4 protein-coding genes are annotated in these 13,549 nt (G+C 70.2%); 3 read left to right on the top strand and 1 reads right to left on the bottom strand.

Annotated elements, in window-relative coordinates; genetic code table 11:
• Positions 1-198 precede the first annotated feature (198 nt).
• Positions 199-9,312: an amino acid adenylation domain-containing protein gene (locus ACWDMM_RS20005; protein WP_449938808.1), complete on the top strand. Its 9,114-nt coding sequence runs from the start codon at positions 199-201 to the stop codon at positions 9,310-9,312.
• Here the strand turns inward: ACWDMM_RS20005 and ACWDMM_RS20000 are convergent.
• The gene (locus tag ACWDMM_RS20000; protein ID WP_195079302.1) at positions 9,302-10,438 is read right to left on the bottom strand and encodes an NAD(P)/FAD-dependent oxidoreductase; all 1,137 of its coding nucleotides are present in this window, start codon (positions 10,436-10,438) and stop codon (positions 9,302-9,304) included. The two genes, ACWDMM_RS20005 and ACWDMM_RS20000, sit on opposite strands and share 11 nt — an antisense overlap.
• Before the next feature lie 184 nt (positions 10,439-10,622).
• On the opposite strand from ACWDMM_RS20000, the gene ACWDMM_RS19995 reads away from it, so the two are divergent.
• Positions 10,623-11,987 carry a wax ester/triacylglycerol synthase family O-acyltransferase gene (locus ACWDMM_RS19995; RefSeq protein ID WP_195079303.1) on the top strand — a complete coding sequence of 455 codons (1,365 nt, stop codon included), beginning with the start codon at positions 10,623-10,625 and terminating at the stop codon, positions 11,985-11,987.
• A gap of 165 nt (positions 11,988-12,152) precedes the next feature.
• A complete protein-coding gene (locus ACWDMM_RS19990; RefSeq protein WP_195079304.1) occupies positions 12,153-12,602 on the top strand; it encodes a pyridoxamine 5'-phosphate oxidase family protein in 450 nt (149 codons plus the stop codon).
• Positions 12,603-13,549 lie beyond the last annotated feature (947 nt).

The raw sequence follows: 13,549 nt of genomic DNA, 5'->3' as shown, positions 1-13,549 counted from the left end.
TTCACATCACACCATGTCATAGCCCAATCTCGCGCGGGGTAACCCTGAGACCTTTCACAACCTGGGCGCGCCGATCCGATCGGTCTTCGCTAAGGTCCGTTCTGCACGCTCGGGTCATGGTTCACGCATTTGAAGCGCCGCTTCTGGCTCCATAGCCAGAGCGGATGATGATCGACCAGAGAGTGAACTCGCCGCCGCATGACCCCGACACGCCGTTCCGCACGTCGCGCTCAGCACTCCCGAGCACGCAATCTCCTTTTCCCGCAACTGCTCACCGCGGCAGTCGACACGGCCTTCGACGCGGCGGCTGTCCGGTACAATCCGACGGGCGATCCTGCCGATCAGCGTGAGCTCAGCTACCGGGAACTGGACGAGATGTCCTCGCGATGGGCCCGCTACCTGATCGGGCTCGGGGTGGGACCGGGTGACTTCGTCGCGGTGGCCGTCACCCGCTCGATCGAGTCGGTGCTCGCGGTGTGGGCGGTCGCCAAGACCGGCGCCGCCTACGTGCCCGTCGATCCCTCCTATCCGGCGGACCGGGTCGGGCACATGATCGCCGACTGCGGCGCAGGCGTCGGCCTCACCACCTCGGCGCATCGCGCGGCGCTCACCGCGCCCGGCATGACGTGGATCGAACTCGATTCCGAAACCCACCTGGCAGAAGTCGCCGCCGAACCCGGCCACTCGATCTGCTACCTGGATCGGATTCGTCCCCTCACCGAGCAGCACCTCGCCTATCTGATCTACACCTCCGGCTCGACGGGCAAGCCGAAAGGCGTGGCGGTGACCCACGCCGGGCTGGCCGGGCTGGTCGAACACGAGCTCGCCGTCCGTGCGGTGACCCGGGCATCGCGAGTCTCGCATCTGTGCAGCCCGAGCTTCGACTTCTCGGTGATCGAGATGTTGCTGGCCTTCTCGGCGGGCGCGACGCTGGTCGTGGCGCCACCCACGGTGTTCGGCGGTGTCGAACTGGCGGATCTGCTGCGGCGCGAGCGGGTCACGCATCTGTGCATCACCCCCGCGGCACTGGAATCGATCGATCCGGCGGGGTTGGACGACCTCAGGGCCATCCTGTGCGGCGGCGAGCGCGTCGGCCCCGAGCTGGCCGCCCGGTGGGCGACCGGCGGCCGGTCCTTCTACATCGTCTACGGCCCGACCGAGACCACCATCTTCGCCACCGGCACCGAAGCGCTCGGTCCGGGCGACGCGACCCATATCGGCACTCCGGTACCGGGCCTGGGTGTGCATGTGCTGGACGGGCGGCTACGAATGGTGCCCACCGGCGTGATCGGGGAGCTGTATCTGTCCGGACCGGCGCTGGCGCAGGGCTACCTCGGACGCCCCGGAACGACCGCCGACAGGTTCGTCGCGAATCCGTTCGCCGCGACGCCCGGCTCCCGCATGTATCGCACCGGCGATCTGGTGCGGCGGAATTCGGCGGGACTCCTCGAACACCACGGACGGGTGGACTTCCAGGTCAAGATCCGCGGACTGAGGATCGAGCTCGGCGAGATCGACAACGCGCTGACCGCCCACCCCGACATCGACTATGCCGCGACCATCGGCACCACACTCCCGTCCGGCGCCACCGCGCTGGTCTCCTACGTATTACCGCGAGCGAAAGGGGCTCCCGACGGCGGCGAGCGGGTGCGGCTCGACACCGCCGAACTGGCCGATCTCCTGGCGAAAACCCTTCCGGCATACATGATTCCGGCCGCGATCACAGTGCTCGACGAACTGCCGCTCACGCCGGTCGGCAAACTGGATCGCGCCGCGCTGCCGGAGCCGGTGCTCGCCACCCGGCAGTTCCGTGCGCCCGCCACGCCGACCGAGCGGATGGTCGCCGACGTCTTCGCCGCGCTGCTCCTCCCGCCGGGCGAGTGCGGCCCCGCCCGGGTCGGCGCGAACGACGACTTCTTCGAACTGGGTGGCAATTCGCTGATCGCGACGCGGGCGGCGGCGCGGCTCGGCGCCGCGCTCGGCGTTCGTGTCCCGGTCACGCTGCTGTTCGAGGCCTCGGTGGTGGCGAGACTGGCCGAACGACTGAACGAACTGGGCCGAGTCGCCCATCCGGCGCCGCGACCGATGACGCGCCCGGAGCGGGTGCCGCTGTCGTATGCCCAGCGACGGATGTGGTTCCTGAATCGCTTCGACCCGGCCGGAGCGAGCAACAACATCCCCCTGGCGGTGCGGTTGAGCGGACAGCTGGACGTGGACGCGCTGCGGGCGGCGATCCGGGATCTGGTCGAGCGGCACGAGGTGCTGCGCACCAGCTATCCGGAGTACGACGGGGCGGGCACCCAGCGCGTGCACGCCATCTCGGAGCCGGGCGCGGTGCCCGAGCTGACGGTGCTCGACGTCGGCGAGGCCGAGATCCTCGAACGCACGGTGGCCGCGGTGGTCGACGGCTTCGACGTCACGGCCGCGCCGCCGATCCGGCTGCGTCTGCTGCGCTCGAGCGAGACCGAGCACGTGCTGGTCGGCGTGGTCCATCACATCGCCGCCGACGGTTCCTCGATGGGCCCGTTGACCGCCGACCTGATGAGCGCCTACTCGGCCCGGACCGCGGGCCGCGCTCCGGATTGGCAGCCGCTGCCCGTGCAGTACGCGGACTACGCGCTGTGGCAGCGCGAAACGCTCGGTGCGGAAAGCGATCCGGACTCGACACTGGCCCGTCAGATCGGCTTCTGGCGAGAGCGGCTGGCCGACCTGCCGGAACGACTGGACCTACCCGCCGACCGGCCGCGCCCCTCGGTGTTCTCCGGACGCGGCGCCACTCACGAATTCAAGATCGACGCGACGGTGCACGCCGCGCTGCAGCGGCTGGCGCACCGCCACGACGCGACACTGTTCATGGTCGCGCACGCCGCCTACGCGGTGCTGCTGGCCCGGCTGTCGAACACCCGTGACATCACCGTCGGCGCGCCGGTGGCCGGTCGCGGCGAGACCGCGGTGGACGGCCTGATCGGCATGTTCGTCAACACGCTCGCGCTGCGCACCGAAATCGACCCCGGCCACACCTTCGCCGAGTTGCTCGAGCAGGTACGCGGCCGCGACATCGAGGCGTTCGGCCATGCCGACGTGCCGTTCGAACGCCTGGTGGAGGTGCTGGACCCGGTGCGGTCGAGCGCGCACCACCCGCTGTTCCAGACCATGCTGACCTTCCAGAACTTCACCCCGACGGCGCTGGAACTGCCCGGCCTGCGAGTATCCCCGGTGGATTTCGCGCTGCCGCTGGCGAAATTCGACCTCGAGTTGACCATGGTTCCGCACGAGGACGAGCGGACGCCGCTGGGCATCTCGGCGGCGTTCACCTATTCCGCCGACCTGTTCGACGAGGCCACGGTGGCGGCATTCGCCCGGCGGCTGTGCGCGATCCTCGCGGCCGTCGCGGATTCGGCGGATCGGGCGATCGGGGAGATCGAACTGCTCGACCCCGTGGAGCGCACCACGATCCTGACTGGGTGGAACGACACCGGGCACCCGGTCGCCGCGGGCCTGGTGCTCGACGGGTACCGGCGTGCGGTGGCCCGGTATCCGGACGAGATCGCGGTCGTCCACGCGGACACGCGGCTGACCTACCGCGAGTTCGACCAGCGGGTCAACCGGCTCGCCCGGGTGCTCGTCGACCACGGCGTCGGCCCCGAAACCGTTGTTGCGCTGTCGGTCCGGCGATCGCTGGACCTCGTGACCGGCATGTACGCGATTCTCACCGCAGGCGGCGCGTACCTGCCGCTCGACCCGGATCACCCCGCCGAGCGGATCGCGCACGTGCTCGACCTCGCCCGACCGGTCTGCGTGCTCACCAGGTCCGCCGACGCGATTCCGCTGCCCGATCATGTCGCCGTCCTGCTTCTGGACGGCCTCGGCGCGGATCAGCGCTCGGGCGCCGCCCTTGATCCTGGCGAACTTTCGGGGGCGGTGCGGCCGCAGCACCCCGCCTATGTGATCTTCACATCCGGTTCGACCGGACGTCCGAAAGGCGTGGTGGTCTCGCACGCCGCGATCGACAACCAGATCGAGTGGATGCTCCACCGGTACCCCCTGGGTCCGCGCGAGGTGTACCTGCAGAAGACCGCGGCCACCTTCGACGTCGCCTTGTGGGGCTACCTGATGCCGCTGCGCGCGGGCGCGAAACTCGTGCTCGCCGACCACGACGGGCACCGTGACGCGGACTACCTCGCCGCCACCGTCGCCGCGCACGGCGTCACGGTCACCGATTTCGTGCCCTCGATGCTCACCGAGTTCGCCGCGCACGCGACGCCGGAACGCCTCGCGACACTGCGAGATCTGTTCGTCATCGGGGAAGCGCTCGCGCCGGAGACCGTCCGGGCGGTCCGCGCGGTCACCGGCGCGCGGGTGCACAACCTGTACGGCCCCACGGAGGCGGCGGTCTCGGTGACGTACTGGCCCGCCGGAACAGGCGACGGCGCGACGGTGCCGATCGGCCGGCCGCAGTGGAACACGCAGGTATACGTGCTGGATTCGCGCCTGCGGCCGGTTCCGGCCGGGGTACCGGGCGAGCTGTACCTGGCCGGGGATCAGCTCGCCCGCGGTTACGTGCGGCAGGCGGCGCTGACCGCCGGCCGTTTCGTCGCCAACCCGTTCGAGCGCGGGAGGCGGATGTACCGCACCGGCGATCTGGCGCTCTGGCGCGCGCCGCGCGCCGACGAGCCCCAGCGCCTGGAATACCTCGGGCGCACCGACTTCCAGGTCAAATTCCGCGGCCAGCGCATCGAACTCGGTGAGATCGAGACCGCGTTGCTCGCGCAGCCGTCGGTGAGTCAAGCGGTCGCGGCGGTGGTGCCCTCGCCGTCGGGCGAGCGGCTGGCGGCCTATGTGGTCGCGCGACCGGGGCAGGTCGTCGATCGCGGCGAACTCGTGGCCGGGATGACGGCGGTCCTGCCCGCCTACATGATCCCGTCCGCACTGGTGGAGCTGACCGCGCTGCCGCTGAACGCGAGCGGGAAACTCGATCGCTCGGCGCTGCCCGAGCCCGCGGTCGAGACCAAGGCGTTCCTGGCGGCGCGCACGCCCGTCGAACAAGCCGTCGCGCAGGTGTTCGCCGAGCTGCTCGGTGTCGAACGCGTGGGCATCGACGACGACTTCTTCGCGCTGGGCGGCAATTCGTTGATCGCGACCAGGGCCGTCGCGCGGGTGAACGAGGTGCTCGGATCGCGGGTCACCGTGCGGGAACTGTTCGAGGCGCCCGTGGTGAGCGCACTCGCCGCGAAGGTGGCCGCCGGTGGGGCAGGAAACGCTCGCGCGCCTTTGACGCGCTCGCCACGGCCGGATCGGATACCGCTGTCGCTCGCGCAGCAGCGGATGTGGTTGCTCAACCGGCTCGAGCCGGACTCGCCCGCCTACAACATGCCCTTCGCCGTCCGGCTGACCGGCGCCCTCGACCTGCCCGCGCTGCGCCACGCGATCGCCGACGTGATCGAACGGCACGAGGTGCTGCGCACCCGCTACCCGGTCGACGCCGACGGGCAGCCGTATCAAGAGGTCCTGCCGACCGGCGCGGCCCTTCCCGACGGCATCGCGATCGAGCACGGAATCACCGACGTCGCGACCGTGGTGGCGGCGCTGATGTCCGCGGGCTTCGACGTGACCGCGGCCGCGCCCGTCCGGCTGCGGCTGTTCACCTCGGGCGAAGATCACCTGCTCGTCATCGTGACCCACCACATCGCCGCGGACGGGTCGTCGCTCGCGCCGCTGGCCCGCGACCTGGTGACCGCCTACGCGGCCCGGCGCGGCGGCGGCACGCCCGGCTGGTCGCCGCTGCCGGTGCAGTACGCCGATTACGCGATCTGGCAGCATGCCACGATCGGATCCGATGACGACGAGAATTCCGTCGCGGCGCACCAATTGTCGTATTGGCGTGGGCAACTGGCCGGGCTCGCCGGACCGCTGGAACTGCCCACCGACCGCCCGCGGCCGTCGACGGCCTCGGCCCGCGGCGCGTCGACCGGCTGCACGATCCCGGCGCGGGTCGACGAGCGGCTGGCCGAGATCGCGCGTGAGCACAACGCGACGCCGTTCATGGTGTTGCACGCGGCGCTCGCCACGCTGATCGGGCGTCTGTGCGGGGGCACGGACGTCGTCATCGGCACCCCGGTGGCGGGGCGCGGTGAACGTGCGCTCGACGAGCTGGTCGGGATGTTCGTCAACACGTTGGCGCTGCGCGTCGACGTCGAGCCCGCCCTGACGTTCCACGATCTCGTCGAACGGTCCCGTGCGGCGGCTCTGTCGGCCTTCGCCAACGCGGATGTGCCCTTCGAGCGCGTGGTCGAGGAGGCCGACCCCGCGCGAACGGGCGCGCGCGCGTCGCTGTTCCCGGTGATGCTGTCGTTCCAGAACATCGAGCAGCCCGACCTGGAGTTGCCGGAGCTGACGGTCACCGCCGTGGACAACGGCGCGATCACGGCCAAATTCGACCTGCACGTGGTCGTCGAGCCACGCGTGCGCGGCGACGGCCGGACGGAATCGGCGGTGACCTTCACCTACGCCACCGACCTGTTCGACGAAGCGACCGTGCGCGCCTTCGCTCGCCGGTTCGAGCGCATCGTGTCCGCGGTCGCCGAAGATCCCTCGGTGCGGGTGTGGGACATCGACATCCTGGACGAAAGCGAACGCCGCCCGGCGGTCTCGCGGTCGCACGAGCCGCCGGCCGGGATCGCCCCCGCGCCGACCCTGCCCGAGCTGATCGCCGAGCGGGCTCGGCGCGCACCGGAGGCGCAGGCCGTGCGGTGCGGCGCTGCCACGCTGAGCTTCGGCGCGTTGCACCGGCAGGCGAATCGCGTCGCCCGCGCGCTGATCGCGGCCGGAGCCGGGCCGGAAACCGTTGTCGCCGTGGCTGTCGGGCGCACCGAACAGCTCCCGGTCGCGTTGCTCGGTGTGCTGGCCGCCGGTGCCGCGTACCTGCCCGTCGACCTCAGCTATCCGGCGCAGCGGCAGGCCTTCGTGCTCGCCGACGCGGCGCCGGTGTGCGTGCTGACCACCGCCGCCGAGCGGTCGGCCCTTCCGGACACCGCACTGCCCACCGTTCTCCTGGAGGAGGCGGCGGAGTTCTCCGACGATCCGATCACCGACGCCGACCGGGTTGCGCCGTTGCTGCCGGACAACCTCGCCTACGTCATCTACACCTCGGGATCGACGGGCGTGCCGAAGGGCGTGGGCGTGACGCATCGCAATGCGGTGCGGTTGTTCGCCGAGGCGCAACCGCTGTTCGAATTCGGCGAGCGCGACGTCTGGACGTTGTTCCATTCCTTCGCGTTCGACTTCTCGGTGTGGGAACTGTGGGGCGCGCTGGTGACCGGCGGCACCGTCGTCGTGGTCGACTACGCGACATCGCGCTCACCGGAACTGTTGCGCGAGTTGCTGATTCGCGAGCGGGTGACGGTGCTGAACCAGACGCCGTCGGCGTTCTGCCAACTGATCGACGCCGACCGCGACGCCCCGGCCGGATCCGGTGAATTCGCGCTGCGGTATGTGATCTTCGGCGGTGAGGCGCTGGATCTGCGGCAGCTGCGACGCTGGCGCGAGGGCCATCCGGGGGACTCGCCGCGACTGGTCAACATGTACGGCATCACGGAGACCACCGTGCACGTCTCGTTCCTCGACGTCGGCGCGGAACTGACGGACAGCCCGGCCAGCCTGATCGGCCGCGCGCTGCCAGGGCTGGACACCCATGTGCTGGACATCCGCTTGCGACCGGCCCCGACCGGCACTCCCGGCGAGATCTATGTCGCCGGTGATCAGCTCGCCCGCGGCTACGCGGGACGGCCAGGACTCACCGCGACGCGCTTCGTCGCGAATCCGTTCGGACCGCCCGGCTCACGGATGTACCGCTCGGGTGACCTCGCGCGCTGGGGCCGCTTCGGCGGCGAGGCCGGGCTGGCCTACGCCGGCCGCGGCGACCAGCAGGTGCAGTTGCGGGGATTCCGGATCGAACTGGGGGAAATCGAAGCGGCGCTGGTGCGGTGCTCCGGTGTGCGTCAGGCCGTCGCGCTGGTCCGGACCGATCCCACGCTCGGCGATCAGCTCGTGGGCTACGTCCTGCCCGAGCCGGGTGCGCGGCCGGATCCGGCCGAGGTACGCGACCAGGTGGCCGCGTATCTGACCGGCTACATGGTGCCCGCCGCGATCGTCGTGATCGATGCTCTCCCGTTGACCCCCAACGGCAAGCTCGACAAGCGAGCGCTGCCCGCGCCGGTCTTCCGCGCCCGCGAGTTCCGCGCGGCCGTCACTCCCGTGGAAGCGACCGTCGCCGCCGCCTTCGCCGCGGTGCTCGGCGCCGAGCGCTTCGGCATGGACGACAACTTCTTCGAACAGGGCGGCAACTCCCTGCTCGCCGCGAAGCTGACCCTTCGGCTGTCCTCCGCGCTCGGCACGCGGATTCCGGTGATGCGGGTGTTCACCGCGCCCACCCCCGCGGAACTGGTCGCCGACCTGGCTCGCCGGGCGAGCGGCGAAGTCCAGACCGAGGCGGCCTTCGACCTGCTGCTGCCGCTGCGGCCGGGCGGTTCGGCCGCGCCGCTGTTCTGCGTGCATCCGGTGTCGGGAATCTCCTGGTCGTATGCCGGGCTCGCCGCCTACCTCGACCCGCAACGACCGCTCTATGGCCTGCAGACTCCCGTGCTGGCGAGCGACGCGGTCATGCCGGGTTCGATCGAGGAATGGGCCCGCCGCTACGTCGAGCTGATCCGCGCGAAACAGCCGACCGGTCCTTACCATCTGCTCGGTTGGTCCTTCGGCGGCGTCATCGCGCACGAGATGGCGGTCCAGCTGCAACGCGAAGGCGAGCGAGTCGCGCTGCTCGCGGTGATGGACAGCTACATGGCGGATCCGCCCGGCACGCCGCCGGGTGACGCGGGCCAGGTCCCGGTGGCCGAATTGATCGGCGGTCTGCTGGGCGAGCAGGCCGGCGATCTCGGCAACGTCGCGGATGTGGACTGGGCCGCGCTGCCGGAGAGAATGGCCGGACTTCCGGAACCCTTCGCATCGTTCGGCTCCGACCGCGTCACCCGGATCCTCGACGCGGCCGTGCACTCGGTCGCGCTGCGCGGCGCCTACGACCCGCCGGTCTACCGGGGCGACGTCATCTATTTCACCGCCGCGCTCGACGATCCGACCGGCTGTCTCGGTGCGTCGATCTGGAGCGAGGTGGTCGACGGACGCGTGCACAACCACCTGGTGCCGACGACGCATTGGCGGATGACCGTGGCATCCGGTCTGGCCGAGATCGCCAGGGTGCTGACCCGCGCCTGGCGGGCGGCAGAACCGGACGGGGACGAGCCGGTCAGCCGGTGAACCAGCGGCGCAGCCTGGCCTCGGCCGCGGCGGCCTTCTCCCGCGCGAGTTCCGCCGACGGCGCGGTGAACGGCGCGACCGGCGCGGGGCCGGAGAGGAAATCGGCCTCCACTTTGCCGACCAGCCCGCCGCCGAACTCGATGTGGCAGGTGCCACGCCCACGGTAGCGTTCCGGCGGAGCGAGGCCGTGCAACCGCGCCCCGATGGCCGCGGCGAGCGTGCCCGCGGCGTCCTCGGCGAACACACCCGCCCGGGGGACCGGTGCGTCGGCGCAGTCACCGAGCGCGTAGACGCCCGGATACGGCGTCTCGAGGGTGTGCGGGTCGACGGCGATCCAGCCGTCCGTCCCGCCCTCGGTGAGCCCCGACGCCGCGACGACCGCGGGCACCCGGTGCTTGGGGATTCCGATGAACAGGTCGTAGGGCACATCGCCGGTCTCGGTGAGCGCCATGCGCCGGGCCGGATCGAGCGCGTGCACCGCGCGCCCCGGCGCGTAGGCGATGCCACGCCCGGCCAGCGCTTCGACGATCGCGGCGGACGTGTCGGCCGACACCGGGATCGGTGCGTCCATCGGGGTGAGGAATCGCATGTCGGTGCGGCTCCTGACCCCGCGCCGGGCGAGCGTCTCGTGCAGGAGCATCGCGCCTTCGTACGGCGCGGGCGGGCACTTGAACGGAACACCGAGCACCGCCAGGACCACGGCCCCGCCGTCGAAGCGCGCGATGCGTTCGCGCAACCGGCGGGCGCCCTCGATCGAGTAGTACTCGTAGCCGTCTTCGGCGAAGCCGGGGGTCGCCCCGGGGTCGTAGTCGGCGCCCAGCGCGACGACGAGGATGTCGGGGTCGTAGACCGCCTGATCGGTGCGTACCCGGCGGGCCACCGGGTCGATCGCGGTGACCTCCTCCTGCCGGAATTCCACGCGCGGATGGGTGAAGCGGGAGTACGGCACCCGCGCGGTCTCCGGCGACAGGTCACGGAACAGGATGTCCAGTTTTGCGAAGCCGAAGGTGAACGAGTCGCTCCGGTCGATGACGACGACACGGAACTCGTCGGCCGGCGAATCCGACAGACGGGTGGCCAGCTCCAGCCCTCCGAACCCCGCACCGAGAATGAGTACGGTTCGCATACGCCGATTCTTCTCCTGCCTGCGCCGCCGAGTCGAGCGCTTGCGGTCCCCCCCCGGCGACCGAGGTCCCCGCGGCGGCCCGCGCCGTGGCCGGAGTGCTCTGCATTCGGTGACCTTCGGCCATCATCTGCGCCCGCGCCCCGCGCGATGCTGGAAGGACCAAGCGACTTGAACGAGCATCCGCATGACAGAATTACGCCCCCTCGATTCGGGCTTCATGGAACTAGAGGACGCCGACCGGCACATCAGTCTCGGCATCGGCGCGGTGGCGATCGTCGCCGGAGCCCCGCCGAGCCGCTCCGAGCTGAGCGGCGTTGTCGCGAGGGGGGTGGAGCGGAACGCGCGCCTGCGCCAGAAGGTGCGCCGCGCGCCGCTCGACCTGACCGTGCCGGTGTGGGAGGACGACCCGGATTTCGATCTGGCGCACCACATCCGGTGGACCGCGCTGCCCACGCCGGGTGACGAGACCGCGTTGTGCGAACTGGTGGCCACGGAGCTGGAGGAGCGACTCGATCGCGATCATCCGCTGTGGCAGTGCGTCGTCGTCGAACACCTCGCGGGAGACCGCTGGGCACTGCTGGTCAAAGCGCATCACAGCCTGGTGGACGGCGTTTCCGGGATCTCGGTGTTCCAGAGTTTCTGCGATGCCGTGACCGGGGAGCCGCGGGACACCGCCGAGCCGCAGGGGCGTACCGAGGTGCGCTGGCCGGATCTGGTTCGTGAGGTGTCGCGGCTGCCCGTCGTGTTGCCGCGGTCGGTGGCAGCCATGACGCGGGGCCTGGCTCCGCTGCTGTCCGCCCTCGTGTCGCCTGCCGTGGAGTCCTCGCTCAACGGCCCCATCGGACGGCAGCGCCGGTATGTCGTGGCCCGCGCCGCCTTGGCGGATGTCCATGAGATCGGTGCGGCGTTCGATGTCACGGTCAACGATGTCGTCCTGGCGGCGGTCGCCGCCGCTTATCGTGAACTGCTGGTCGGCCGCGGCGAACGGCTGTCGCCGGACAAACTGCGTATCCTCGTCCCGGTCTCGATGCGGTCCGAACAGGCGAAATACACCCTGGACAACCGGGTTTCGGCGGTACTGCCGTTCCTGCCGATCGAAATCGCCGACCCGGTGGAGCGGCTGAAGACGATCCGGGAGCGGATGAACCGGCACAAGTCGGGCGGCCAAGCGCAAGCGGAGGACTCGGTGCTCGCGTTGGCGGGCCTGCTGCCGTTCGCGCCCCTGGCGTGGACTTTCCGTCTGCTGGCGCGGTTTCCGCAACGAACCGTCGGCGCGTTGGTGACGAATGTGCCCGGTCCGCGGGAAGAACTGACCGTGCGCGGGCAGGTGGTCTCGCAGCTGCTGCCCGCCATGCCGATCGCGATGCGGTTGCGCACCGCGATCGCGGTCCTCAGCTATGCGGGCCACCTGACCTTCGGCATCACCGGGGATTACGACACCGCGCCCGACGTCGCCGTGCTCGCCGAAGGCATCGAGCGAGAGATCCGGCGGCTGCGGGAGCGTGCCGGGATCCGGCGACCGTCCAGGCCGGAGGTGACCTTGCCGTGACGCGCCTTTCCGGCGTGGTCTGCCTGCCTCCGGGATCGGCCGTGCGAAGAGGACGGATCGGGGACTTTCTGCCCTGTCCGGCAGGGGGACTCGGTGATGGTACGGGAGGCCGTGGTGGCGAGTGAAGACCGGAATCGCACACGCGACGCGCCCCGGGGCGAGTTCATGATCGCCTCCAACGGCCTCGCCGACAACGGCGCGCAGGCCCGTACGGTGGTCGAGATCGACCGTGAGGAGGCGTTGCGGTTGCTGGCGGGCGTCGCCTACGGCCGCGTGGTGTACACCCGCGACGCGCTGCCCGCGATCCGCCCGGTCAACCATTTCGTCGACGGCGGTGTGGTCATCGTGCGAACCCGGGTCACCTCGCGGCTCACCGACACCGTCCGTGCCGATCCCTCGGTCGTCGTGGCCTACGAGGCCGACGACATCGACGCGGTGACCCATGCGGGCTGGTCGGTCGTCGTGACCGGTCTCGCCCGCACGGTCACCGATCCGGAACGAATCGCCCGCTATACGCGCCTGCTTCGCCCGTGGGCCGACGGGGTCATGGACACCGTCGTCGCGATCGAACCCACGATCGTGACGGGAGTCCGGCTGCTCGGCGAGGAAGGGTAGCCCTCGCCGGAGGAAGATCGTCATGACCGCCGAGACGCCTGGTGGTGGGCGGCGGTCACAGATCCACGTGATGGGCTCGGTCGCTCCGGGCGGGTGACAGCTGCGTTTCAAGAGATCGCGTGGTGCCGGTGATTTGTCCGTCGGCGTCGTGCCCCGCCTGCGGTGGGAGACCGCGCGCCAATTTGCCGCACTCTCCTACCGAGAATTCTTTGCGAAGACGTATCCGGCGGACCGGTACGCGGCTTCGCCGCCGACCGGTTCGGTTGCGGTCGAAATGCCTTGGACGCCGTGCCGGTGCGAGCCCGGCGCGAAAGTCCTGCATTGCTCCGGCATGGTCGCCGGAGCAATGCTCGATCAACCGCCCGCCGCGTCGCATCCACGGCCTGACCGGGGCGAGATCTGCTCGCGGACGCTGATCGGCGGCCGCTCGCAGGCGCGTGGAAATCGTCGCGGACGCGGAACTGCCGCTGCGACCCGCCCTGCTCCGGAAGCCCTCTTCGAGGCGGGCGATACCGCGAAAGGCGATCGGCGGGGCCGATATGAGTGCACTGCCGAACGGAAATATGTATTGCAGGAGAGTAATCCGGTGTGACTGATTTCCGGCGTGATGGAATCCGGGATCGGATAAAAGTGGCGGCGCTCGGTGATGATTGGTAATAGTGGCATCGTTTGGCATCAATGGCAGATTGCCGGTTTATTGCTGATGTACGGATCGGTAATTGGGCAACCGAGTGGAGGCGTGGGCGGTGAGGATTTGCTGTCCACTCTCGGCCACCTCGGCGGTCTTGGCCGTCCCGGCTTGTTTGCGGCCCTGACCCGGCATGTACGATGCCCGATCGCAGGTGTCCTTCGTTGGCTTCGTCCCTCGGAACCAGGCTCTTCTCGGGGGATGGGGCGTAAGGTCCGTGGTGCCGTGCGAGGTGTGCCATGGGTCTGCATTGCTCGAA

The sequence above is a fragment of the Nocardia sp. NPDC003726 genome, from assembly GCF_053586955.1.
This window is presented reverse-complemented; position numbering and strand designations above follow the sequence as displayed.

What these genes read in the sequence shown, in the direction of transcription:
- ACWDMM_RS19995 (WP_195079303.1), top strand. Translation starts at nt 10,623, where the DNA reads ATGACAGAATTACGCCCCCTCGATTCGGGCTTCATGGAACTAGAGGAC.
- ACWDMM_RS20005 (WP_449938808.1), top strand. Translation starts at nt 199, where the DNA reads ATGACCCCGACACGCCGTTCCGCACGTCGCGCTCAGCACTCCCGAGCA.
- ACWDMM_RS20000 (WP_195079302.1), bottom strand. Translation starts at nt 10,438, where the DNA reads ATGCGAACCGTACTCATTCTCGGTGCGGGGTTCGGAGGGCTGGAGCTG.
- ACWDMM_RS19990 (WP_195079304.1), top strand. Translation starts at nt 12,153, where the DNA reads ATGATCGCCTCCAACGGCCTCGCCGACAACGGCGCGCAGGCCCGTACG.